This window comes from Thioclava atlantica, assembly GCF_000737065.1.
Classification (GTDB): domain Bacteria; phylum Pseudomonadota; class Alphaproteobacteria; order Rhodobacterales; family Rhodobacteraceae; genus Thioclava; species Thioclava atlantica.
This window is the reverse complement of the sequence record NZ_AQRC01000009.1, coordinates 1-22,841: the sequence shown is the minus strand read 5'-3', so window position 1 is coordinate 22,841 and position 22,841 is coordinate 1. Positions and strand designations below refer to the sequence as shown.

General features: G+C 66.0%; 22 protein-coding genes. 5 read left to right on the top strand and 17 right to left on the bottom strand.

Translation table 11 applies throughout. The features are described 5' to 3' along the window. Positions 1-10 precede the first annotated feature (10 nt). Both DW2_RS11765 and DW2_RS11760 read right to left on the bottom strand, forming a co-directional pair. Positions 11-1,135: an NUDIX domain-containing protein gene (locus tag DW2_RS11765; protein ID WP_038146814.1), complete on the bottom strand. Its 1,125-nt coding sequence runs from the start codon at positions 1,133-1,135 to the stop codon at positions 11-13. An 83-nt stretch (positions 1,136-1,218) separates the two neighbouring features. Further along, positions 1,219-1,707: a TrgA family protein gene (locus DW2_RS11760; RefSeq protein WP_038146813.1), complete on the bottom strand. Its 489-nt coding sequence runs from the start codon at positions 1,705-1,707 to the stop codon at positions 1,219-1,221. A 586-nt stretch (positions 1,708-2,293) separates the two neighbouring features. Here DW2_RS11760 and DW2_RS11755 point away from each other — a divergent pair. Beyond that, positions 2,294-2,554 carry a hypothetical protein gene (locus tag DW2_RS11755; protein ID WP_038146811.1) on the top strand — a complete coding sequence of 87 codons (261 nt, stop codon included), beginning with the start codon at positions 2,294-2,296 and terminating at the stop codon, positions 2,552-2,554. A gap of 111 nt (positions 2,555-2,665) precedes the next feature. Here the strand turns inward: DW2_RS11755 and DW2_RS11750 are convergent, their stop codons facing one another. The 14 genes from DW2_RS11750 to DW2_RS11685 form a co-directional block, all read right to left on the bottom strand. Next, complete coding sequence (locus DW2_RS11750) at positions 2,666-3,361, bottom strand: lipoyl protein ligase domain-containing protein (protein WP_051855951.1); 696 nt, start codon at positions 3,359-3,361, stop codon at positions 2,666-2,668. Beyond that, on the bottom strand, positions 3,358-3,588 hold the full coding sequence (locus DW2_RS11745; protein ID WP_038146809.1) for a biotin/lipoyl-containing protein: 231 nt from the start codon (positions 3,586-3,588) through the stop codon (positions 3,358-3,360). Before DW2_RS11745 ends, DW2_RS11750 begins: the two co-directional genes overlap by 4 nt. Positions 3,589-3,665: 77 nt before the next feature. Continuing rightward, complete coding sequence (locus DW2_RS11740) at positions 3,666-4,685, bottom strand: alpha-ketoacid dehydrogenase subunit beta (protein ID WP_038146807.1); 1,020 nt, start codon at positions 4,683-4,685, stop codon at positions 3,666-3,668. Between the two features lie 24 nt (positions 4,686-4,709). Then, positions 4,710-5,696, bottom strand: a complete 987-nt coding sequence (locus DW2_RS11735; RefSeq protein ID WP_038146806.1) for a thiamine pyrophosphate-dependent dehydrogenase E1 component subunit alpha — start codon at positions 5,694-5,696, stop codon at positions 4,710-4,712. 140 nt (positions 5,697-5,836) lie between these two features. After that, positions 5,837-7,642 (bottom strand): sigma-54-dependent Fis family transcriptional regulator, encoded by a 1,806-nt coding sequence (locus tag DW2_RS11730; RefSeq protein ID WP_038146805.1) that lies wholly within the window; start codon positions 7,640-7,642, stop codon positions 5,837-5,839. A 297-nt stretch (positions 7,643-7,939) separates the two neighbouring features. Continuing rightward, positions 7,940-9,115 (bottom strand): acetyl-CoA C-acyltransferase, encoded by a 1,176-nt coding sequence (locus DW2_RS11725; RefSeq protein ID WP_038146803.1) that lies wholly within the window; start codon positions 9,113-9,115, stop codon positions 7,940-7,942. Between the two features lie 8 nt (positions 9,116-9,123). Beyond that, the gene (locus tag DW2_RS11720; protein ID WP_038146801.1) at positions 9,124-10,416 is read right to left on the bottom strand and encodes an ArgE/DapE family deacylase; all 1,293 of its coding nucleotides are present in this window, start codon (positions 10,414-10,416) and stop codon (positions 9,124-9,126) included. An 8-nt stretch (positions 10,417-10,424) separates the two neighbouring features. Further along, entirely contained in the window at positions 10,425-11,057 is a 633-nt protein-coding gene (locus tag DW2_RS11715) for a 3-oxoacid CoA-transferase subunit B (RefSeq protein WP_081874964.1), read from the bottom strand. A 7-nt stretch (positions 11,058-11,064) separates the two neighbouring features. Then, on the bottom strand, positions 11,065-11,757 hold the full coding sequence (locus DW2_RS11710) for a CoA transferase subunit A (RefSeq protein WP_038146797.1): 693 nt from the start codon (positions 11,755-11,757) through the stop codon (positions 11,065-11,067). Further along, positions 11,754-13,112, bottom strand: coding sequence for an aminotransferase family protein (locus DW2_RS11705; protein WP_038146794.1), 1,359 nt, complete (start codon positions 13,110-13,112; stop codon positions 11,754-11,756). Before DW2_RS11705 ends, DW2_RS11710 begins: the two co-directional genes overlap by 4 nt. After that, positions 13,109-13,873 (bottom strand): amino acid ABC transporter ATP-binding protein, encoded by a 765-nt coding sequence (locus DW2_RS11700; RefSeq protein ID WP_038146792.1) that lies wholly within the window; start codon positions 13,871-13,873, stop codon positions 13,109-13,111. Before DW2_RS11700 ends, DW2_RS11705 begins: the two co-directional genes overlap by 4 nt. Positions 13,874-13,889: 16 nt before the next feature. Next, a complete protein-coding gene (locus DW2_RS11695; protein ID WP_038146791.1) occupies positions 13,890-14,546 on the bottom strand; it encodes an amino acid ABC transporter permease in 657 nt (218 codons plus the stop codon). A gap of 44 nt (positions 14,547-14,590) precedes the next feature. Beyond that, positions 14,591-15,238, bottom strand: a complete 648-nt coding sequence (locus DW2_RS11690) for an amino acid ABC transporter permease (RefSeq protein WP_038146789.1) — start codon at positions 15,236-15,238, stop codon at positions 14,591-14,593. 100 nt (positions 15,239-15,338) lie between these two features. Continuing rightward, on the bottom strand, positions 15,339-16,127 hold the full coding sequence (locus tag DW2_RS11685) for a transporter substrate-binding domain-containing protein (protein ID WP_038146787.1): 789 nt from the start codon (positions 16,125-16,127) through the stop codon (positions 15,339-15,341). A 149-nt stretch (positions 16,128-16,276) separates the two neighbouring features. On the opposite strand from DW2_RS11685, the gene DW2_RS11680 reads away from it, so the two are divergent. Further along, positions 16,277-17,233 (top strand): LysR family transcriptional regulator, encoded by a 957-nt coding sequence (locus DW2_RS11680; protein WP_038146785.1) that lies wholly within the window; start codon positions 16,277-16,279, stop codon positions 17,231-17,233. A 12-nt stretch (positions 17,234-17,245) separates the two neighbouring features. Here the strand turns inward: DW2_RS11680 and DW2_RS11675 are convergent, their stop codons facing one another. After that, positions 17,246-17,833, bottom strand: coding sequence for a cupin domain-containing protein (locus tag DW2_RS11675; RefSeq protein WP_038146783.1), 588 nt, complete (start codon positions 17,831-17,833; stop codon positions 17,246-17,248). A 160-nt stretch (positions 17,834-17,993) separates the two neighbouring features. Between DW2_RS11675 and DW2_RS11670 the strand changes: the two genes are divergently transcribed. The 3 genes from DW2_RS11670 to DW2_RS11655 all read left to right on the top strand — a co-directional run bounded on the left by DW2_RS11670 (position 17,994) and on the right by DW2_RS11655 (position 22,706). Beyond that, entirely contained in the window at positions 17,994-19,268 is a 1,275-nt protein-coding gene (locus DW2_RS11670; RefSeq protein ID WP_038146781.1) for a 4-aminobutyrate--2-oxoglutarate transaminase, read from the top strand. A 2-nt stretch (positions 19,269-19,270) separates the two neighbouring features. Next, complete coding sequence (locus tag DW2_RS11665) at positions 19,271-20,725, top strand: NAD-dependent succinate-semialdehyde dehydrogenase (protein WP_038146779.1); 1,455 nt, start codon at positions 19,271-19,273, stop codon at positions 20,723-20,725. A gap of 629 nt (positions 20,726-21,354) precedes the next feature. Then, positions 21,355-22,706, top strand: a protein-coding gene (locus tag DW2_RS11655) for an IS3 family transposase (protein WP_156102957.1) whose coding sequence is annotated in 2 segments (ribosomal slippage) — positions 21,355-21,691 and positions 21,691-22,706 — 1,353 coding nt in all. Because the reading frame shifts where the segments join, the coding sequence is not laid out codon by codon here. Positions 22,707-22,841: the final 135 nt, after the last annotated feature.

Genomic DNA, 22,841 nt, shown 5'->3' with positions numbered 1-22,841 from the left:
GCGCGCCACCTCAAGCCTCGGCGCGCAACCTCTCGCGGTTGCGCTCGAGCCAGAGCGCCAGAAGCATCAGCGGCGCATTGCCCGCCTCCCCCGTATTCACAAGCTCGAGAAGCTTCTCAAACGGCAGCAGATGAGTGCGGATATCCTCGCCTTCATCCGCGACGCCGCCAAGACTCGTCGCCGCGTCGTCCAGATCCGCGAGGCCGACATAACTGTAGACATATTCGGTCTTGGCGCCGGGCGACGGGTAGTAGCGCGGCCCCGCGATCAGTCGCCGGATCGTGATCCCCGCCTCCTCGCCCGCCTCGCGCAGCGCGGCCTCCTCGGGGCTCTCGCCGGGATCGACGCGCCCCGCGATCGCCTCGAGCGTCCAGGGGCTGGGCTCGCCCCGCGCCATCGGCCCCATGCGGAACTGCTCGACCAGCATCACCCGGTCGCGCACCGGGTCATAGGGCAGCACCACGCTCGCATCGCCCGAGACGAAGGCGGCACGGTCGAGCGTCTCGCTCATGCCGCCGGCAAAGAGCGCGTGGTTCAGATGATAATCCTCGACCGAGAAGAATTTCGCATAACCAATATCTTGCGAGACGATCTTCAGATCGTTTTCCTGCATCTGCCGGCGGATCGTCGCGGGCATCGGCTCGGCCCGCGCGCGCAAGGCGGACGCCACCCGAACGAGGATGGCGTGATAGCGCGCATTGGCGGCCTCGGGGCCGATCCGTTCGGCCTCGGCGACGAAGCGACGCGCGCCTTCGGTCTTGAGCGCGGCCCATCTCGGCGCCCAGTCCGACAGCGTCCACGCGGCCCCGACCTCCCAGCGATCGCGCTGTGGCAACCAGATCCGCGCGGAGACCGTGTCCGCCCCCGCCTCGACCGCGCGTTCCACCGCATCATACCCCGCCTCGTACCACGCGATGCGCTCGGCCTCCGCGCTGGTGAGATCCGCAAGCAGGCCCGGCGTCTCGGCCCCCTCCCGGGCGACCAGCACCGGAAAGCCGAGCCCCGTCCCCGCCCGGCAGGCTTCGTGCACGCAAAAGCCCGGCAGCCGGGCCGGCCGGAGCGCGGGCACGCGTCCGATCACCGCTTCGAGCAACGGCGGATGGCACAAGGTTCCGTAAAAGAAATGGCGTATCATCGCATCCCGACCACGATCGCGCGCCCGCCGCGCGCTGGCCCCACCCTGCGGAGCGACGCCGGGATGTCAAGGGAGCGGGACGCTCAGCGCCCGAAGCGGCGATGGGCCCATTCGGCGGCGAGCCCGGCAAGCGCCGCCCCCACCCCGAGCGTGAGCACCGGCTGCAGCCCGAGCGAGGCGACCGCGAGCGTCGTACCCTGCCCGATCACGTCGGTCACCGCCTCCATCACGTCGTGATAGCGCATCCGGAGCGCGAGCCGGAGCATCTGGACCGCGCCGAGGAAGACGAAGGTCGCGATGAGCAGATAGACCGCGCCCCGCAACCCGTCATTGACCGCATCGCGCCACCCGCGGCCGGGACGCAGACCGACCACGCGCCATCCCAGAAGCAGGCCGAACGAGCCCATGATGAGGGGCAGCTGGTTCGCCGCCTGCACGCCCGGCGGAAGCTGCGGCACGATGCCACGCGCGCACAGAACCCCCGTCGCCGCCAGAACGAGCCCCGCGAAGAGCTTCGCCATGGTCGGTATCTGGGCCTGCGAGTTGCGCACCATGATCCGCGGCATCGTCATCGGTTCCCTCCTGCGCCGTCACGGCCGGAATGACTTCGTTAACTCATGATTTACTCGGGGAATTGGGCGAAACTATGGAACCTCATCCGGCGCTTTCCGAGGCGCGCAGGAGCAATTGGACGGTCGTTTTGCGGTATCAGCCGGAATCGGTTCGCGAGTGGGCGCGGCGCGGTTTGGGGTAATGAGGCACCCCGACAGCCGGAACCGTACCCCCTTCCGGCGAGGAATTTCGGCGACGACGATCACCTCCAAAGTTAAAGACCGAGCGGAGAAGGGCGGGACATCTCGCGCCGGAAAGCTCAATTCCGAGATCGGAAATGGTCTCGCGCCCGCGCTTCACTTTCACAATGGTTTCAATAGCCTGGATTTGCGATCGCAACCGGAGCGCTCCCCCGGAAGGCGCGGCGGATATGAGAGGCGGCGCATCCAACTTGGCGCCCCGCCACGACCCCGAGGACTGTCGCTTCGGTCAGACGCAACCAAGCTCGAAGAAACGGACAATCCTACGAAGTGGCCGCAATGCTGCCCCGATCTTGCCCCATTTTTCAACTAGAGGTTGCTCACCCACTATTGATGAGTCCCCCATATGCTGATCATTCGAAATGAATTTGCAAGCCGTCATTCCCCGCACCGGGAGCGGAGCCACGATCGGGGCCACAGCTCGTCGACCTCGTCATGTCGTCACGCCTGCCTGATCCTCCGCGCGGCCCTCGCGGTCATTCTGTTTCTTCTCGCTCCCGGCTATATCGGGGGCGCGACTCCGGCGCTTGGCGTCGGTTTCGCCGTACTCGGCATGTTTCTCGCGATGGGCATCCTGAATCAGACCTCGGGCGCTCCGCGACGGTGACACGGATCGGGCCGGGAAATCGGCCGATTGCAAGGACAGATGACGGCTCCGCCCGAGCCGCGACGGTCCGGCTGCATGACCGACACGCCTCGGGGAGAAGGCTGTTCCGAGTCAGGCTGTGCCGGAAATAGCACCCGCAAGCGCCTCGCCGAGGGATGCGCCGCGCCCCGCCTCGCGTTCGAGCGCCACCGTGGTATGGGCGGATGGCCCCGACGTGACCGGCAGGTTCAACTCGCAATGCAGAGCGTCGATCGCCGCAAGCGGCGCCGCAAGGGGCACCTCGTCCAGGATGGCGGCATGGGCCAGGAACACCCATCCCCGGTTCGGCGACGGCCGCGGCGCCCAGCGTTGCGCCGTCCCCGCGATCTTGCGCCCCCCGCAAAGCAGGTTCCACTCGCCGTCGCAGAAACTCCCCGCGAGCGGCCCCGGTTCGCTCGCAATTCCCAGTTCGACCAGCGCCGCGGAGATGATATCGCACAGACCACGATAGGCGGCGTCGGTCGTCAGGCCGTCGGCGGGGCCGGTAAGCGCGAGATTGACGATGCCCGGCCCCTGCGGGGTGACGCCGCCGCCGGTCGGACGAAGATGGAAGGGCCAGCCGCGGGCCGCGCTCATCGCCGAGGACCGCTCGAACCCGGGCAATCGCGAAAAGGCCGAGGGCGCCACCAGTGCGGGCCGGTCCGCCATCCAGATCAGCGCGCCGCGCCCTCCCGCGCGGGCCGCCTGCAACAGCCCGCGCTCGGCGTCGATCCCCTCCGCCGCCGACGCAAATCGCCGCAGAGCCGTCGCGACGTCGAGCACGGTCACGTCACCTCGCCGATCACCGCGCCCTTCGCCACCACCGCGTCGACATCGTGAAGGATGTGGAGGCGCCCGCTTGCCGGGGCCCGGATCTCGTATTGGGTCTTCGCGGTCATGATTTCAGCGATCAGCGCGCCTTCGGAGACGCTCGCCCCCTCGCTGGCGAACCAGGATGTGATGACGGTTTCGTCGTCGCCTTCCCACAGGTCGGTCGGGATCGTGATGGCGGTCATGTCGTCCTTCCTTTGACGTCTTGCAGCGCCCTACGGCGCGGCGGAGGCCGGGCGCCCGGCCCCCGTCCTTTCGGTTTTCACGCGGCCTTCATCCGGCCCCAGGCATCGACGATCTTCGCCGGGCTGGGCAGGAAGAACTGCTCCATCTCGCGCGCATAGGGGATCGGGGCGTCGGGCGCGGTCACCCGCTGCGGCGCCGCCTTGAGGACCGAGATGTCGTGCTCGACCACCGAGGCGATCACCTCTCCCGACACGCCGAAGCTGTGGTAATCCTCGTCCACCACGATCAGGCGCCCGGTCTTGGCCACCGAAGCGCGGATCGTGTCGCGGTCGAGCGGCACGAGCGTGCGCAAATCCACCACTTCGGGGCTGACGCCCGATTTCTCCAGTTCCGCCGCCGCCTTGAGCGCGTGATGCACGCCCATCGCGAGGCTGACGATCGTCACGTCGCGGCCCTCGCGCACGACCTTCGCCTTGCCGAACTCGACCGTGTAATCCTCTTCGGGCGTATGCACGGAGGCCCCCTGCTCGGTCCCCAGCCAGCCCATGCCCTGCAGCGACTTGTGGAACATGTAGACGACGGGGCTGTCGTCGCGGATCGCGGCCGTCATCATGCCCTTCGCATCATAGGCATTGGAGGGCGTCACCACCTTCATGCCCGGCAGATGGGCGAAGGTGCCGTAGAGACATTGCGAATGCTGGCCCGCGTCGGAATAGCCCCCGCCGGTCGAGGTCATCAGCACCATCGGCACCTTGAACTTGCCGCCCGAAAAGTAGGTATTCTTGGCCATCAGGTTGTAGATCGCGTCGAAACACACGCCGAAGAAATCGGCGAACATCAGTTCGACCACGGGGCGCATGCCGTCCTGCGCCGCCCCCACCGCCGCGCCGATGAAGCCGGTCTCCGAGATCGGGGTGTCGCGGATCCTCTCGCGGCCGAATTCCTCGACGAGGCCCCGGGTATTGCCGAAGACGCCGCCCAGCGTCGCGATATCCTCGCCCATCACGAAGACACCGGGATCGGTGCGCATTTCCTGGGCGATGGCTTCGGCCATGGCGCGGGCGATGGTCAGTTTGCGTTCATTGCTCTGGGTCATCTCATGTCCTCCTGATCATCGTGCTCACGCGAAGATTTCCGTCAGCGCGTCCTCGGGCGCCGGGGCGGCGCTGGAGCGGGCGAAGTCGATCGCTGCGGACACGCGATCTTCCGCCCGCGCCTCGAGCTCCTTCAGCTTCGCCTCGTCCGCCGCCCCCTCGTCGAGCAGCCGCTTGCGCATCGCCGGGATCGGATCGCGGGCGAAGAGCGCCTCCTTCTCGCCTTTCGGGCGATAGCCTTCCGCGTCGCCCATGAAATGGCCGGCCAGGCGATAGGTCTCGACCTCGATCAGGCTTGGTCCCTCGCCGGCGCGCGCACGCGCCACCGCATCGCCCGCCGCCTCGAAGATCTTCCACGGATCGTTGCCCTCGACATAGACACCGGGCACGCCATAGGCCGCGCCGCGCACGTCGTTGCGGGCGACGGCGGTCGAATCCTTCTTGGCCACCGAGATGCCCCAGCTGTTATCCTCGATCACGCAAATGAAGGGCAGCTTCCACAGGGCCGCGAGGTTCATCGCCTCGTGAAAGGCGCCCTGATTGGCCGCGCCTTCACCGATGAAGGCGACCGCGACCCCGGGCTTGCCCTGCATCTTGCGCGACAATGCCGCGCCGACAGCCGGCCCCATACCCTGGGCGATGATGCCCGCGCAGGCGAAATTCACCTCCGGGTCGAACAGGTGCATATGGCCGCCCCGCCCTCCGCTGAGGCCGGTCGCGCGGCCGAAGATCTCCGCGGCCATGCGGTTGAGATCGACGCCCTTCGCGATGGCTTCGTGATGCGGACGGTGGGTCGCGGTCACGATGTCGCCCTTCTCGAGATGCGCGCAGACGCCGACGGCGACCGGTTCCTGCCCGTTCGACAGGTGCATCTCGCCCGGGATCGGGCCGCTGGCCATGTTGAAGACCGGTTGTTTCCCCTCGAGATAGATCTTCTCGATCGTCTCCTCGAAGCGACGGCTGGTCACCATTGTCTCGTACATCCAATGCAGTTGCTCTTTGGACGGTGTCATCGTGTCCTCCTCCCATGCGCGCCCAGATGACGGCGCTCGCATGCTCAGGTTGACGCCGATGGCGGCCCGCGCCAAACGCGATTATGCGTGTCCGGGCGGGTGTCGCAGAGCGATGCGACAGGTGTCGCAGCGGCGCGATCTCAGATCGGGCGGCTTCCGGGGCGATCGAGGCCCGCATTGCGGATCTTGCGGTGCAGGGTCGAGCGGCTGAGCCCGAGCATCCGGGCGGCGGCCGAGACGTTCCAGCCCGTCGCGCGCAGCGCCTGCACGAGGCGCGCCTCCGCCGGTGCGGCCTCCGGGCCGGGGGCGGAGGCGGCGGCGGCAAGGTGCGACGGGAGATCGCGCGACCGGATCGGACGACCGCCCGCCCGGCTGCAGGCAAGGCGCATCACGTGGCGCGCCTCGCGCAGATTGCCCGGCCAAGGATAGGCCGCCAGCACCCCCAGCGCGGCCGCGCTGATCGGCACGCGCCGGCCCGCAGCCTCGCGCGCCAGTCGCATCAGGATATTTTCCAGCATGAGGGGACAGTCGCGCAGGCGCGGCAAGACCACGCGCGCCCCCTGCAAGCGATAAAGCAGATCGTCGCGCAGCCGCCCCGCCGCGACCAGATCCTCGGGCGGACGGGCGAAAAGCCCGACGATGCGCAGCGTCGGTGCGCCGTCCGGAAAGGCCGGCCGTTCCTCGAGGAGCGAGAGCAGTTCGACCAGCCAGGCCTGCGGCACCGGCGCCAGCGCTTCGAGGTGATCGAGGATCAACGTCGCCGCTCCCCCGCTGTCTCGCGTGATCTGCAGCGCCTGCTCGACCGGCAGGCGCAGGCGCAACCGCCCGGCCTCGGTGGCCTCGACCTGCGCGCAGTCGATCGTGACGGCCTCGGCACCGGTCGGGTTGAGGTTTGAATGCAGCTGTCGCGCGAGGGTCGTCTTGCCGGTCCCGGTCTCGCCGATGAGGAGCACGGGCAGACCTTCGCCAAAGGCGGCCTCCGCCTCGGCGGGGATCTCGACATCGCGGGGCGGCGATGCGGGCTCCGGAACCGTCGCTCGCGGCCCGGTCGTACGGCGCGCGCTGACCGGCAGCGACACCTGCAGGCCGAGGGGCGCGGGATGGCGGCCGTCGCTACGCGCGAACCAGCCCGGCGCGCCCACCAGCCCGTCGAAGCCGATGCCGAACAGCGTCTCGGTGGTCTTGCCGATCATCGCGTCGGGACATTCGCCTCCCGCCATCCGCGCGGCACGGCGCGTCGCGGCCAGAACCCGCCCACGGTCATCGAGCGCGATCAGCGCGTTCACCGTGCCGTCCAGGTCGGAAGCGTCGAGCGGAGCGAGCGAGAGCAGGACATCACCGGCATGGCGCCGCCGGAACATCGCCGCCTGCAACCTGCGCGCGGTGATCTGCAGCACCGTCGCCGCGAGAGCCTGGTTCGCGCCTTGCTTGCGGTCCACCGCCGCCGATGTCAGCGCGCCCACGATCCGGTTCTCCGCATCGAGGATGGGGACCGAACAGCAACTGAACTGGCGCAGCGCGACGAAGAAATGATCCGCACCGCGCACCGTGAACGGGGCCTGCGCCGTCAGTGCCATCTGGATGCCGTTCGTCCCCGCGACGCGCTCGTCCCAGCAACTGCCCGCGACAATGCCGCGCCGCACCATCGCCGCATCGGCGGGCGCAGCCGAGGTCAGCGGCAAGAGCACCTGCTCGGCATCCGAGACCAGCAGGGTGCCGCCACCGCAGGCAAGCGCGCTTTCGAGCGGTGCAAGCTGGCCGAGGCCATCCCCCAGCATCTCGGCAAAGCACTCGGCGCGTTGGCGGATCTCGCTTTGCTGGAAGCGCAGGACGGGGCGGGAGACGTCGGGCAGCAGGTGGTGGAGGTCTTCGCACCGTCTCCACGAGGCCGCGACGAGAGGATCGGGAGGCCTGCGCCCCAGCTTGCCGCCATGGAGATGTTCCATCCGATGCCCTCCCTGCAAGATGCCGCGCATCTGCCGAACGCAAAGGGGACATGACCGCCCGATACGCGCCTCGCACCCGCCCCCCATGGTGCAGTCGCCGGTTGGAGATCGAGAGTGAACCTAGCACATTTGAGCGCCCGGCGCATGGTGTTTGAGACGGCCGCTCCGCCGATGCGTGAGCGGCCTGTGGGGTTCCGGAATTCGTGTGCGACGACGGCCGCCGAAACCGGGAGGCGGTGGCGCGGCAGGCGCCCCCGAGAATGCGTCGTGGAGCCGGGTTTTGCGCGCAGCCAGGGCTCAGAAGATCTCGAACAGGCCCGCCGCGCCCTGCCCGCCGCCGATGCACATCGACACCACGCCGTAGCGCGCGCCGCGCCGTTTGCCTTCCAGCAGGATATGCCCCGCCATGCGCGCGCCCGACATGCCATAGGGATGCCCGATAGAAATCGCGCCACCATTGACGTTGAGCTTGTCGTCGGGAATGCCGAGCGTGTCGCGGCAATGGAGAAGCTGCGCGGCGAAGGCCTCGTTGACCTCCCACAGGTCGATATCCTCGACCGTCACCCCTGCCCGCTCCAGCAGGCGCGGGATCGCGAAGACCGGGCCGATGCCCATCTCGTCAGGCGCACAGCCCGCCACCGCGAAGCCCCGGAACGCGCCGAGCGGCGAGAGCCCGCGACGCGCGGCTTCCTCGCCCGACATCACCACGCAGGCCGAGGCGCCATCGGAGAGCTGCGAGGCATTCCCGGCGGTCACGCATTTCTCAGGCCCCAGAACCGGCTTCAGGCTCTCCAGCCCGTCCAAGGTGGTGCCGGGGCGATTGCACTCGTCGAACTCCAGCCGCACCATCTCTTCATGCGTCTCGCCCGTGGCCTTGTCCTTCACGCGCTTCACCGCCTCGACCGGCACGATTTCCGCCTCGAACCGCCCCGCCTCCTGCGCCGCAGCCGTGCGTTGCTGGCTTTGCAGCGCATAGGCGTCCTGCGCCGCGCGCGTCACGCCATAGCGTTCGGCCACCACCTCGGCGGTCTCGATCATCGACATGTAATAGGCGTCCGGCACGCCGGGGCTGCGGTAGCGATAGCCGTTCCAATGGTCATTCTGCACCAGAGAGATCGTGTCGAGCCCCCCCGCCAGCGCCACCTCCACGCCCTCGGCCATCACCATATGCGCGGCAGACGCGATCGCGTTGAGCCCCGAGGCGCATTGCCGGTCCACCGTCACCCCCGCAACCGTATCCGGCAGGCCCGCGGCCAGCGCGATATGGCGCGCGACGTTGACGCCCGTGGAGCCCTGGGTGAGCGCCGAACCGAAGATCGCCTCTTCGATCTCACCACCTTCAAGCCCTGCCCGCGACACGGCGGCACGCACGGCATGCGCGGCGAGCGCCGGACCTTCGAGATCGTTGAACGCGCCGCGATAGGCCTTGCCGATCGGGGTGCGGGCGGTGGAGACGATGACGGCGTCGCGCATGGGGAACCTCAGATGGTTTCGAGACCGCACCAGTCCGCGATGAACAGGGCGGTGGATTGGGTGATGCGCCGGATGCTTTCCAGCTCGACGCGCTCGTTGAAGCCGTGGATCGCCTCGGCGCGCGGCCCGTAGACCAGAGCGGGCGTGTCGGCATAAAGCCCGAAGAACCGGGCATCGGTGGTCGCGGTGATCGCCAACCGGTCGAGCGCCGATCCGTTGACCGCCACATGCGCCGCGTCCAGCGAACCGATGGCGGCTGCGGCGGTTTCCGAACGGTCGTCAGCCAGCGCGTAACCCTCGGCCATGAAGCCGTGCCAGACGATCTCGGGCAGCGAATGCTTCAGGAAGGCATTGGAGCGCGCCGCCTCCATGATCGTGTCGACGATCTCGGCCTTGGCGGCCTCGATATCCTGACCGGGATAGATCGCGATGCGCATGTCGAAGACGCACCAGGCGGGCACCGAACTGGCCCAGTCACCGCCCTGGATCTTGCCGATATTGAGGTTGATCGGGTGGTGGACGTGCCCGTACTCGGAATGCCGACAGCCGGGCGCGTTCCAGCGCTCCTCCAGCCCGTGCAGCGCCGCGATCAGCGGGATCGCCGCCTCGATCGCATTCGCGCCGGAGCCCGCATAGGCAACGTGCGTCGGCAGCCCCTTGAGATGCACCTGCGCCCAGATCACCCCAAGCTGCGCAGAGACCAGCTTTTCCTCGAACGGCTCGGGGATCAGCGCGGCCTCGGCGGTGTAGCCGCGTTCGAGACAGGCCAGCGCCCCGTTGCCGGTGCATTCCTCCTCGACGACCGACTGGAAGAACACATCCGCCGCCGGGGCGAGGCCGATCGACCGCAGCGCATCGAGCGCAAACAGGTTCGACACCAGCCCGGCTTTCATGTCGCCCGCGCCACGACCGTAAAGCCATCCGTCATCGACATGCGGCTCGAACGGCGGACGGTCCCACATGTCCAAGGGCCCCGCGGGCACCACGTCGATATGACCGTTGAGGATCAGCGAGCGGCCCTTGCGGCTGGCGCTGCGATGGCTGCCCACCACGTTCACCGCGTCCTCGTAATCGCCGATCACCGGCGAGAAACCCGGCAGGTGGCGGATCTTCTCGACCTCGATCTGCCAGCGGTCGACCTCGTAGCCGCGCTCGGTGAGCGCCCCGGCCATGAAGTCCTGCGCGCCTTGCTCCTGCCCACGGGTGGAGGGATGCGCCGTCAGTTCGGACAGAAAGGCGATCTCGTCATCGAACGCGTCATCAACCGCCGAGAGGATGCGGGTTTGCAGCTCTTGATCCATGTCTCACCTCAGAATGTCGGAATGTCGCCAGCGGGGATCGTGATCGGCGCGCCCGTGGCCTCGCGCAGCTCGGGCAGCGAGACACCCTCGGCCAGTTCGACCAGCGCGAAGCCCCCGGGCGTCACATCGACCACCGCCATGTCGGAATAGATCCGCGCGACGCGGCCCTTCGCGGTCAGCGGCAGGGTGCAGGCCTCGAGCAGTTTCGGGTTGCCCTTGCGGTCGCAATGGGTGGTCATCACCACCACGCGTCGCGCCTTCTGCGCCAGTTCGATCGCGCCGCCCGCGCCCGGGGAGAACTTGCCCGGGATCTTCCAGTTCGCCAGATCGCCGTTCTGCGCGATCTCGAAGGCGCCCAGAAGCGTCAGATCCAGCCGCCCCGAGCGCACCAGCGCGAAACTCACGGCACTGTCGAAGAAGGCCGAGCCGGGAATGGTGGAGACATAGGCCCCGCCCGCGTCGATCAGGTTCCGGTCGGCCTGATCGTAAGGCAGAGTCGGGCCGATCCCGGTCAGCCCGTTTTCCGAGTGGAGACAGACGGGGAAATCGGCGGGCAGGTAGTTCACCACCTTGGTCGGCAGACCGATGCCAAGGTTCACGACCATGCCGGGCGCGATCTCGCGCGCGGCACGGGCCACCATGCGGGATCTAGCGTCGGACAATGCCATACTCCTGAGAAAGCTCGGTCAGTTCCACGACCTGATCGACGAAAGCGCCGGGGGTCTCGACCGCGTCGGCGGCGAGGCCTCCAAGCGGCACAAGCGCTTCGGTCTCGGCGATCACCTGTGTCGCGGCCATCGCCATGAGCGGGTTGAAATTGCGCGCAGTGGCGGCATAGGCGAGGTTGCCGAACGGGTCGGCGGTGGTCGCATGAACGAGCGCCACATCGGCGCGCAGCGCGGGCTCGACCAGCATCGGGCGGCCCTCCATCTCGACGACCTGCTTGCCCTGCGCCAGATCGGTATCGATACCGATATCGGTCAGGATCGCACCCAACCCCGCGCCGCCGGCGCGAATGCGCTCGGCCAAGATGCCCTGCGCGCAGAACTCGACCTCGATCCGGCCCTCGTTCATCGCGGCGATGGCATTGGCGTTTAGCCCGAGATGGGTGACGATCAGCTTGCGTACCTGACCGGCCGCGATCAGGTGGTCGACCCCCATGCCGGCCTCGTTCGCGTCGTTCTTGACCAGCACCAGATCGCGCGGACCCTGACGCACCAATTCGCGCAGCAGGGCAAAGGGCGTGCCGGGCACACCGAAACCCCCGACCAGCACCGTGGCCCCGTGCGGGATCGCGGCGACGGCGGCCTCCAGCGTGGTGGATTTGTCGGGCAGCTTCATGCGCTGACCTCCTCGATCACCGGCAGGTCGTGATTGGCGGCGAAGGCATCGAGCGCGTCGGTCAGGATCTCCATGATCTCGCCGATCTGCGGCTCGGTGATGATCAGCGGCGGACAGACGAGGAAGTGATCGCCCTCATAGCCGCCGCGCGTGCGCCGCGAATAGATGATCAGCCCGCGCTCATAGGCCAGTTCGACCAGCTCGACATTGGCGTTCCATTCCTTGGGCAGAACCTTCATCGTGTCGCGATCCGAGACCAGCTCGAAGGCCAGCAAAAGCCCCTTGCCGCGCACATCGCCGATGAAGGGATAGCGGTCCATCAGCCCGGTCAGGCGGGATTTCAGCACGTCGCCCATCCGCGCGGCATTGCCGATGATGTCATGCGCTTCCATCTCTTCGAGTACGGCCAGCCCTGCCGCGCAGGCCAGCGGATTTCCGGCATAGGTGAAGCCATGCAGGAAACCGCCCGCATCGAGCAGCGCCTCGACCATGTCGCCTCGTGCGACCACCGCGCCCAGGGGCGCATAGCCCGCACCAAAGCCCTTTGACATCGCCACGATATCGGGGGTGATGCCCCAATGCTCGGCGGCAAGGAACTTGCCGGTACGCCCTGCCCCGGTCATCACCTCGTCATAGATCAGCAGGATGCCGTATTCGGCGCAGATCTCGGCCACGCGCGTGTAATAGCTGTCGGGTGCGACCAGCGCTCCGGTCGAGGCGCCGCCGACCGGTTCCATCAGGAAGGCCAGCACGGTGTCGGGGCCCTCGGCCTCGATCTTCTCGCGCAGCATCTCGGCATATTTCAGGCCGCGCTCCTCGTCGCTCAGGCTGTCGCGATCAAGATAGGCGGTGGGCGCCGCGATCTTCGGCATCTCCTCGAACATCGGCGCGAAGGGGCCGGTGAACAGCGGGCTGCCGGTCACGCCGAGCGAGCCCATCGTCGCCCCGTGGTAGGAGGGCAGTCGCGAGATCACCTTCCAGCGGCTGCCCTGGCCTTGCGTCACCGCATATTGCCGCGCGAGTTTCATCGCGGTTTCGACCGCCTCGGAGCCGCCCGAGACGAAGAACACCCGATCGAGCCCCTCGGGCATCAGCGAGGCCACCTTGGCGGCCAGATCCTCGGAGGGACGGGTGCGGAAATGCAGCCGGTAGCCGAAGGTCGCGCGGTCCATCTGCGCCTTCATCTTGGCCAGCACGCGCGGGTTGGAATGCCCGATATTGGACACCATCGCGCCCGACGATCCGTCGATATAGCGCTTGCCCTGCTCGTCGTAGAGATAGACCCCCTCGCCATGGTCCAGGAACGGACGGGGCTGGCGGGACTGGTAGAACAGATGGGACTGTTCGTCGCTCATTTCGCACCTTCGAGATGTTTGCGCAGGAAATTCCGGGTTCGCTCTTGCGTCGGGGTCTTGAAGACCTGTTCGGGCGGGCCCTCCTCGACCACGACGCCCTTGTCCATGAAGATCACGCGGTCGCAGACCGAGGCCGCGAAATCCATCTCGTGGGTCACGATGATCATCGTCATGTGCTCCTGCGCGAGCTGCTTCATCACGAGGTTGACCTCCTCGACCAGTTCCGGGTCGAGCGCCGAGGTCGCCTCGTCGAACAGCATCAGCTTGGGCTTCATCGCCAGCGCCCGGGCAATCGCCACGCGCTGCTTCTGACCGCCCGACAGCTGCGCGGGGTAATAGTCGATCCGCTCGAGCATGCCGACGTGATCGAGCTGCTCCTCGGCGAGCGCATTCGCCTCCTTGTCCGAGATCTTCTTGAGAAGCTTCGGCGCCATGGTGACGTTCTCGCGCACGGTCAGATGCGGAAACAGGTTGAAATGCTGGAACACCATCCCGATCTGCTGGCGCATCTCGTTGATATGCTTTTCATACTGGCGATGCGGCAGCGTCTTGTTCACCTGCACGCCATCGAGCCAGACCTCGCCGCCGGTCAGCGGATCGAGATCGTTGATCGCGCGCAGAAGCGTCGATTTGCCCGAGCCCGAGGGGCCGATGATCGCGACGATCTGGCCACGCTCGACATCAAGCGAGATGTCCTTGAGCACTTCGAGCGTGCCATAGGATTTCTGCGCGTGGCGGATCTCGACGAAATGTTGGGTCATGTCGATATCTCCTGGTTCAGCGATAGAGGCGGTTGCGGTTCTCGAACCAGCGGAGCACCGCCTCCATGCCGAGATTGACGACGTAATAGAGCAGCGCCGCGACCGCATAGAATTCGAAGGCGCGATAGGTCTGGCCGATGGCGCGCTGCGCCGAGAGGGTCAGTTCCGACACCCCGATCACCGAGACCAGTGCGGAATCCTTGAGAAGCGCGATCATGTTGTTCCCGATCGGCGGGATCACGTCGCGCACCGCTTGCGGCACCACGACCTTGATCAGCGCCTGACGGCGCGACAGGCCGAGCGTGCGCGCGGCCTCCATCTGGCCCTTGTCCACCGCGATCATCGCGGTCTGGATCAGTTCGGAATTGTAGACCGCGTAGTGGAACCCCAGCCCGATCACGCCCGCGACGAAGGCCGGCAGGTCGATCCCGATCTGCACCAGCCCGAAATAGATCAGGAAGAGCTGCAGCAGCAGCGGAGTGCCCATGAACAGCCAGGACAGGAAACGGAACGGCAGCCGGATGACAATCGGCGCATAGAGCGCGATCACGGCCAGCAGGATGCCCCCGAAGAAGCTGAGCACGGCGGCGGTCGCGGTGATCGCGACGGTCCAGAGAACGCCAAGCGCGAGCGTGCCGTAGAAAGGCGGAAGGACCGAGAAATCGAGACCCATGTCTTACTCCTGTGGCGCGGATTGGAAAGGCGACGGGTTCGCGATCATGGCAGACGTACCTTGCGGTCGAGATAGGCGACGCCCTTGCCGACAGTGGTGATGATCACGAGGTAGAGCACCCCGGCCAGCAGGAACATCTCGAAGGGTTTGTAGGTCGAGCCGATATAGCGCTGCGCGGTATAGGTCAGCTCGACCACCGAGATCGCCGAGACCAGCGCCGTGCCCTTGATCTGCGCGTTGATGTTGACGCCGAGCGGGCGGATCATCAGCCGCAGCGCCTGCGGCAACACCACATTGCGGAAGGCCTGCATACGCGACAGGCCCAGCGTGCGCGCCGCCTCGCCCTGCCCCCGGTCGATCGCGATGATCGCGCCGCGCATCGTTTCGGTCATGTAGGCGCCGATATTGATGCCCAACCCGATCACGCCCGCCTGAAACGCGTCAAGCTGAATGCCGATCTGCGGACCGCCGAAATACAGAAGGAAGAGCTGGATCAGAGCGGGCGTGCCGCGAAAGAAACTGACATAGGCCGCACCCAGAAACCGAATCCCGGCAAGGCGCGACAACCGCGCCGCCGCACCAAGCGCCCCGCAGACCAGCCCCAGCAGGATCGTCAGGATCGACAGTTCGATCGTCACGACCGCCGCCTGAAGGAAATAGGGATAGACCTTGAGGATCAGTTCCGTGTCCATGCGCGTTTACGTCCCGCTGTCTTGAAGAATGCTCCCGGCCAGCCCGCCGCGGCATGTCGCGCGGCGGACCCCGTGGGGAGGTTGCTCGGAAAGGATCGGCTCAGCGGATGTCGCCGCCGACCCATTTCTTGGCGATCGTCAGGTAGGTGCCATCGGCCTGCATCGCGTCCAGCGCGTCCTGCATCGCCTTGTGCAATTCGGGATTGCCCTTGCGGATCGCGATGCCCGCCTGATCGGCCACGCCGCCCAGATCGACCTCGAGCTGCTTGATCGGGGCGTCGTTCTTCGCGACGGCAAGCAGCACCGGGATATCGTCGTTCACGATCGCGCCGACGCGGCCGTTCTCGAGCTCGAGCATCAGTTCGGGCAGGCCCTTGTAGGTGCGCACGTTGAAGCCCTGCTCGCGCGCCCATTGTTCGTGGGTCTCGCCCAGCGTCACGCCGACCGTGGTCTCTTTCAGATCGTCGAGCGAGGCGATCTTGCTGTCCTTGGCGATGAAGATCCCGCGGCGCATCCGGTAATAGGGACCGACGAAATCCACGACCTTCTTGCGCTCGTCCGTGATCGACATCGAGCCCACGATGGCGTCGTATTTGTTGGCCAGCAGACCGCCGATGATCCCGTCCCAGGCGGTGGTGATGATCTCAACCTTGAGACCCATGCGCTTGGCGATTTCCTCGCCGATGGCCGGGTCGAAGCCGACAACCTGGTTCTGGTCATTGATGAAGTTGAAGGGCGGGTAGGCCCCCGACATGGCGATCCGGATCACGCCCTTCTTCTTGAGGCTTTCCAGCTCGTCGGCCAGCGCCAGCGAAGGCATCGAGATCCCGGTGGCGGCCAGCGCGCCCATGCCGAGCATGGATTTGAGAACGGTTCTGCGGTTGGTCATGTCTCTCTCCTGTTGGTGGTATCAACGGGCGACCTGTTCCCGGTGCATCCCGTCCGCGAAGGGCCGTTCGGCCTTATCGCAGCAAACGCTTGCATGGGAACCCGCATTGCGCAAATAAATAAACCAAATCCTGAATATCGGTTTCATTTATGGTCAAACCCTACGAACAGCGCTTTCCCTGGCATCTCGACTGGAACCTGCTGCGCACCTTCATGGTCGTGGTGGAACAGCGCGGGATCTCGCGCGCCGCCTATTCCCTCGGCCTCAAGCAGCCCACGATCTCGGCCGCGCTCAAGCGACTGGAAGAGACGACGGGCCACGAGCTGATCATCAGGAAACCCAATGAATTCAGCGTCACGCGCGCCGGCAATCTGCTCTATCAGGAATGCTCGCAGATCTTCGGCTCGGTCTCGCAGCTGCCCTCGCTGCTCGATAGCGGGGCCGAGGAATTGCGCGGCCATATCTCGATCGCGACGACCTCTCATGTGATCTCGGACCATTACGACGCGATCTTGCATGACTTCGCGACCAGCCATCCGAAAGTGACGTTCTCGATCACCGTCGTCGAAAGCGAGGAGGTCGTGAGCCGCGTGCAGCAGAACCGCGCGAGCTTCGGGATCTGCCTGTTGCACAAAATTCCGGCAAACATGAAAGCGTCGGTCCTCTATCGCGAATATTTCGGCCTGTTCTGCGGCCCCCGCCATCGGCTCTTCGCGCGCGACGAGATCGCGCTCTCCGAGATCGAGGGCGAGACCTCGGTCTCGTTCCAGACCGAGACGGAGGAAGGCCCGCTCTACCCCGTCGCGCTGCTGCGCGCGCGTGCCAAGCTGGCGCCGGGCTGGCGCGGCGTGTCGTCGAACCTGCACGAGCTGCGCCGGATGATCGTGGCCGGGGTCGGGATCGGAGCGCTGCCGCTGCATGTCGCGAAACGCGATGTCGACAGCGGGCGGTTGCGGCAATTGCCGCCCTATGACGACTTGCCGATGGTCAATATCTACCTGCTGACCAACCCGCTGCGAAAGCAGTCCGATGCCGAGGCCGCCTTTCTGGACGCCTGTCACGAGGCGATGCGCCAGACCGATCTGGAAACCCGCACCTACGAATAGAGCGGGCGCCGGTCAGAAGGTCGGCGGGGTCGCGGCGCTGACCACCACGCAGCGTTTCTGCGTCACGTTGCGAAACCGGTGCGGCAGGCGGCTGTCGAACAGATAGGCATCGCCCGCGCGCAAGATCTCGGTCGTATCGCCCACGCTGAGCAGCAATTCCCCCTCGATGACGAAACCGCCCTCCTCGCCTTCGTGGCTATAGGCTTCCTCGCCCGTATCCGCGCCCGGATCGTAGGTTTCATAGAGCAGCAGAAGGTTCGTCTGCCCCTGCTTGCCCGCCCGCCGGAGCGACAGCGCCTTGAGCGCATCGGCCCCGGCCGAAAGGTAGATCCGGCCCGGATTGATCTCGGTCAGCTCGTCATGGCGAAAGACGAACCTGCCCGGATCGGCGGGCGCGCCGCTGTCGAAGAATTCCGCCAGCGTCATCCCGAGAATCTCGAGGATCTTGCGCAGCGAGGTGATCGAGGGCGAGGTCTTGTTGCGTTCGACCAGCGAGACGAGACCGTTCGTCACCCCCGCCCGCTGCGCCAGTTCGCGCTGCGAGAGGCCGCTATCCTCGCGGATCGCCTTCAGCCGGGCTCCGACATCGAAATCGCTCAAACCAACATCCTTTCAGACCCGTCTTCTACGGGCAGACCCGCGCGGTTTCAATCGAACCGGAACGCGGATTTTCGTTTAACAAAATAAACATTGAGACGCCACATATTAAACGTTAGCGTCGCTGCAAATTCCCGATTCCCTGCCATTCGCGAGGCTTCCCATGACCAGCAATACCGAGCTTGAAACCCGCCGCGCCGCCGCGCTGGCCCGTGGGGTCGGCGTCCAGACCCAGAATTTCGCGGTCTCCGCCGAGAACGCGACCGTCATTGATGCCGATGGGCGCGAGCTGATCGATTTCGCCGCCGGCATCGCGGTGGTGAATACCGGCCATCGCCACCCCAAGGTGATCGCGGCGGTGAAGGCCCAGCTCGACGCGTTCACCCATACCTGCCACCAGGTCCTGCCCTATGAACCCTATGTGCGCCTGGCCGAGCGGCTCAACGACAAGGTGCCGGGCGATTTCGCGAAGAAGTCGATCTTCGTCACCACCGGCGCGGAATCTGTGGAGAACGCGATCAAGATCGCACGCGCCCATACGGGGCGGAACGCGGTCATCGCCTTCGGCGGCGGCTTCCACGGCCGGACCTTCATGACGATGTCGCTCACCGGCAAGGTCGCGCCCTACAAGGCGGGCTTCGGGGCGATGATGCCCGACGTGTTCCACGTCCCCTTCCCGAACGCGCTGCATGGCATCACCACCGAGGACAGCTTCGCGGCGATGGAGAGCCTGTTCAAAACCGATCTCGATCCTGCGCGCCTTGCCGCGGTGATCTTCGAGCCGGTTCAGGGCGAAGGCGGCTTCTACCCCGCCCCGCATGATTTCGTGAAACGCCTGCGCGCCTTCTGCGACGCGCATGGCATCGTGATGATCGCCGACGAGGTGCAGACCGGATTTGCCCGCACCGGCACGCTCTTCGCGATGGACGCTTACGGCGTCGCGGCGGACATCACCACGATGGCGAAGGGGCTGGGCGGAGGCCTGCCGATCGCGGCGGTGACCGGGCGCGCCGAAATCATGGATGCGGCCAATCCGGGCGGTCTGGGCGGCACCTATGGCGGCAACCCGCTGGGCATCGCGGCCGGCAATGCGGTGCTCGACGTGATCGAGGAGGAAGACCTCTGCGCCCGCGCCAACGAGCTTGGCTCGCGCCTCAAGCAACGCCTGGAGGCGATGCGCGCCACCATGCCCGAGATCGCCGAGATCCGCGGCCCGGGCTTCATGGTCGCGGTCGAACTGATGTCGGAGGGCAAGCCCGACCCGGCACTGACGCAACGTATCCGCGTCGAGGCGCTCAATCGTGGCCTGCTGCTGCTGACCTGCGGGGTCTATGGCAACGTGATCCGTTTCCTCGCCCCGATCACCATTCCCGACGACCAGATGGCCCGCGCGCTCGACATTCTCGAAGAGGCGATGCGCGCCGCCAAGGAGGCATGAGCATGCTGAAACTGAAAGACCCCAGCCTTCTGGAAACCCGCGCCTATGTGAATGGCGAATGGATCGAGACCGGCAAGACCTTCGACGTAAACGATCCGGCCACCGGAGAACTGGTGGCCAGGGTCACCGATCTGGGCGTGGACGAAACCCGCGCCGCGATCGAGGCGGCCTATGCGGCGAAACCCGCCTGGGCTGCGCTGACCGGCAAGGAACGCGCGATCGTGCTGCGCAAGTGGTACGACCTGATGATCGAGAATGCCGACGATCTGGCCGCGATCCTGACCGCCGAGATGGGCAAGCCCCTGCCCGAAGCCAGAGGTGAGATCCTCTACGGCGCGAGCTTCATCGAATGGTTCGCCGAAGAGGCCAAGCGCGTCTATGGCGACGTGATCCCCGGCCACCAGCGCGACAAGCGCATCATCGTGCTCAAGCAGCCCGTGGGCGTGGTCGGCTCGATCACGCCGTGGAATTTCCCCAACGCGATGATCGCGCGCAAGGTGGCCCCGGCGCTGGCCGTGGGCTGCACCTTCGTCGGGCGTCCGTCGGAATTCACGCCGCTCTCGGCGCTCGCGATGGCGGTGCTGGCCGAACGCGCGGGCATCCCCGCGGGCGTGTTCAACATCCTGCCCGGCCTCGATGCGGCGGGCATGGGCGAAGAACTGTGCGCCAATCCCAAGGTCGCCAAGATCACCTTCACCGGCTCGACGCGCGTCGGCAAGCTGCTGATGAAACAGGGCGCCGAAACGGTCAAGAAGATCAGCCTCGAGCTGGGCGGCAACGCGCCCTTCATCGTGTTCGACGACGCGGATCTGGACGCGGCGGTGGAAGGCGCTCTGATCGCCAAGTTCCGCAACAACGGCCAGACCTGCGTCTGCGCCAACCGGATCTACGTTCAGGCCGGGGTCTATGACGCCTTTGCCGAAAAGCTGGCGGCCAAGATCGGCACGCTCAAGCTGGGCCACGGGTTCGAAGAGGGGGTGACGACCGGCCCGCTGATCAACGCGGCCGCGCTCGCCAAGGTCGAGGATCACATCGCGGACGCGACCTCGAAAGGGGCCGAGATCGCGACGGGCGGGCATCGCTCGAACCTCGGGCGGACATTCTTCGAGCCGACGATCCTGACCGGCGTGACGCAGGCGATGAAGGTGGCGCGCGAGGAAACCTTCGGCCCGCTCGCGCCGCTGGTGAAATTCGAGCACGAGGCCGACGCGGTCGCGATGGCGAATGACACCGAGTTCGGTCTGGCCGGCTATTTCTATTCGCGCGATCTGGCCCGCATCTGGCGCGTGGCCGAGGCGATGGAGACCGGTATGGTCGGCGTCAATACCGGCCTGATCTCGACCGAACTGGCGCCCTTCGGCGGGGTCAAGCAATCGGGTCTGGGCCGCGAAGGGTCGAAATACGGCACCGACGATTTCGTCGAGATCAAGTATATGTGCCTGGGCGGGATCGGCTGATCCGAGGCCCGGTTCGGCGGCAGACCGGCGCCCGCCCCATGATGTTTTTCTGCTGAAGGTGAACACGCGAACGCCCGCCGAAACGGCGGGCGTTCGATCAATGAGCAGCCGGGGCCGAGGGACAAGACCCTCACGGCAGGGCGTCGATGCAGGGACGCCCCGCCCCGCTCCCCCCGCCGTCATCGGCGCCACTCCCCAAAAGGACGCGTCACGCCGAACCTGCCCCCCCGAGGGGCAGCGCCTTACCCGATCCGGTAGTTCGGGCTCTCACGGGTGATCTGCACGTCGTGGACGTGGCTATGTCACATTTATTTTCAACATATTATTCTGCGTTTGCATCTGTTTTGCATCTATCCAGGCCCGGTCAGATGCAGGATCTTCAAGCTTGAGATCGGTCTTGCAGTGTTTCTGTATCTCCGGCCACCACTCGTTTTCGAGCGCCCGCCGGATCGGATCAAGGTGCTAGAGTTTCGCTCTGAGATTGATGCGCGTCGTCTCGCTGCCGTCGTTCTGACGAAGTCGACGACGCTCGCGTGTGTCGAGTGTGTCCGCCGTCAGCACCCCTGGGACATCTGAGTTGATTTTGTAATGGAGGGTTTCTGGCTCATCGTAACCACCAAGGAGTGAAGATGAGACAGAAACCCGGAACAGCGAAGCCGACGGCGGCGTCGATGGTGAAGGACATCCGCCGGCGCACGCGGAAGCACCATTCCGCCGAGGAGAAGATCCGCATCATCCTGGAAGGGCTGCGCGGTGAGGACAGCATTTCCGAACTCTGCCGGCGCGAGGGGATCGCCACGAGCCTGTATCACAGCTGGTCGAAGGAGTTCCTCGAGGCCGGCAAGAAGCGGCTCGCGGGCGGCACGGCCCGCCAGGCCACCAGCCCCGAGGTCAAGGAATTGCGGCACGAGGCCGCCGCTTTGAAGGAGGCGGTGGCCGATCTCACCCTGGAGAACCGCTTGCTCAAAAAAAGCATGCTCGGGGATGGGGGAGACGAGGAATGAGATATCCCGCCTCCGAGAAGCTCGAGATCATCCGGCAGGTGGAGCAATCGCACCTGCCGGCGAAGCGGACGCTGGACATGATCGGCGTGCCACGCACGACCTTCTACCGCTGGTATGACCGCTATTTGTCGCTCGGTGCCGCCGGGCTCGAGGACCGGTCCTCGCGCCCGGATCGGGTCTGGAACCGGATCCCCGACAAGGTGCGCAAGCAGATCGTCGATCTGGCCCTCGAACAGCCCGAGCTGTCACCCCGGGAGCTCGCCGTCCGCTTCACCGACACTCAGCGCTACTTCGTGTCGGAAGCCAGCGTCTACAGGGTTCTGAAGGCACATGACCTGGTCACCAGCCCGGCCTTCGTGGTGATCAAGGCGGCAAAGGAGTTCCACGAGAAGACGGTCCGACCGAACCAGCTCTGGCAGACCGACTTCACCTACCTGAAGGTCATCGGCTGGGGCTGGTTCTACCTATCGACCATCCTCGACGATTACAGCCGCTACGTCATCGCGTGGCGGCTCTGCACCACGATGAAGGCGTCGGATGTGACCGCCACACTGGAGGATGCCCTGGTCGCCTCGGGTTGCGATCGGGCCACGGTTGCCCACCGGCCCAGGCTGCTCAGCGATAATGGCAGCAGCTACATCTCCGAGGAACTGGCCGACTGGCTTGCTGACGAGGGCATGGATCACGTCCGGGGCGCTCCCCGCCACCCTCAGACCCAGGGCAAGATCGAGCGCTGGCATCAGACCCTCAAGAACCGCATCTTGCTCGAGAACTATTACCTGCCCGGCGCTCTGGAGCAGGCGATCGGCGACTTCATCGACTACTACAACCATCACCGCTACCACGAGAGCCTGGGCAACCTCGTGCCCACCGACGTCTATCTCGGCAGGGCCGAAGCCATCCTCAAAAGACGAAAGGAGATCAAAGCCAAGACCATTGAGAAGCGCCGCTTGCTGCATCGCCAGACCGCGGCATAGACTGAAACCACAACGAGCCAGGCCCTCCGTTCCAGATCAGCCCCTCGTGTTCCAAATCATCTGACGACGGACAATACGCGCTCGGCATTGTCCTCGGACCATGTATGGATGGCTCCCGCGTGGCAAGGGCGTTTC

Excerpts from the sequence above, each read along its gene's own strand:
- DW2_RS11740 (WP_038146807.1), bottom strand. The coding sequence starts at position 4,685 with ATGACCCAGAGCAATGAACGCAAACTGACCATCGCCCGCGCCATGGCC.
- DW2_RS11710 (WP_038146797.1), bottom strand. The coding sequence starts at position 11,757 with ATGAAGCTGCCCGACAAATCCACCACGCTGGAGGCCGCCGTCGCCGCG.
- DW2_RS11720 (WP_038146801.1), bottom strand. The coding sequence starts at position 10,416 with ATGGATCAAGAGCTGCAAACCCGCATCCTCTCGGCGGTTGATGACGCG.
- DW2_RS11765 (WP_038146814.1), bottom strand. The coding sequence starts at position 1,135 with ATGATACGCCATTTCTTTTACGGAACCTTGTGCCATCCGCCGTTGCTC.
- DW2_RS11685 (WP_038146787.1), bottom strand. The coding sequence starts at position 16,127 with ATGACCAACCGCAGAACCGTTCTCAAATCCATGCTCGGCATGGGCGCG.
- DW2_RS11715 (WP_081874964.1), bottom strand. The coding sequence starts at position 11,057 with ATGGTGGCCCGTGCCGCGCGCGAGATCGCGCCCGGCATGGTCGTGAAC.
- DW2_RS11745 (WP_038146809.1), bottom strand. The coding sequence starts at position 3,588 with ATGACCGCCATCACGATCCCGACCGACCTGTGGGAAGGCGACGACGAA.
- DW2_RS11755 (WP_038146811.1), top strand. The coding sequence starts at position 2,294 with ATGCTGATCATTCGAAATGAATTTGCAAGCCGTCATTCCCCGCACCGG.
- DW2_RS11680 (WP_038146785.1), top strand. The coding sequence starts at position 16,277 with ATGGTCAAACCCTACGAACAGCGCTTTCCCTGGCATCTCGACTGGAAC.
- DW2_RS11665 (WP_038146779.1), top strand. The coding sequence starts at position 19,271 with ATGCTGAAACTGAAAGACCCCAGCCTTCTGGAAACCCGCGCCTATGTG.
- DW2_RS11695 (WP_038146791.1), bottom strand. The coding sequence starts at position 14,546 with ATGGGTCTCGATTTCTCGGTCCTTCCGCCTTTCTACGGCACGCTCGCG.
- DW2_RS11690 (WP_038146789.1), bottom strand. The coding sequence starts at position 15,238 with ATGGACACGGAACTGATCCTCAAGGTCTATCCCTATTTCCTTCAGGCG.
- DW2_RS11760 (WP_038146813.1), bottom strand. The coding sequence starts at position 1,707 with ATGACGATGCCGCGGATCATGGTGCGCAACTCGCAGGCCCAGATACCG.
- DW2_RS11700 (WP_038146792.1), bottom strand. The coding sequence starts at position 13,873 with ATGACCCAACATTTCGTCGAGATCCGCCACGCGCAGAAATCCTATGGC.
- DW2_RS11735 (WP_038146806.1), bottom strand. The coding sequence starts at position 5,696 with ATGACACCGTCCAAAGAGCAACTGCATTGGATGTACGAGACAATGGTG.
- DW2_RS11725 (WP_038146803.1), bottom strand. The coding sequence starts at position 9,115 with ATGCGCGACGCCGTCATCGTCTCCACCGCCCGCACCCCGATCGGCAAG.
- DW2_RS11730 (WP_038146805.1), bottom strand. The coding sequence starts at position 7,642 with ATGGAACATCTCCATGGCGGCAAGCTGGGGCGCAGGCCTCCCGATCCT.
- DW2_RS11670 (WP_038146781.1), top strand. The coding sequence starts at position 17,994 with ATGACCAGCAATACCGAGCTTGAAACCCGCCGCGCCGCCGCGCTGGCC.
- DW2_RS11705 (WP_038146794.1), bottom strand. The coding sequence starts at position 13,112 with ATGAGCGACGAACAGTCCCATCTGTTCTACCAGTCCCGCCAGCCCCGT.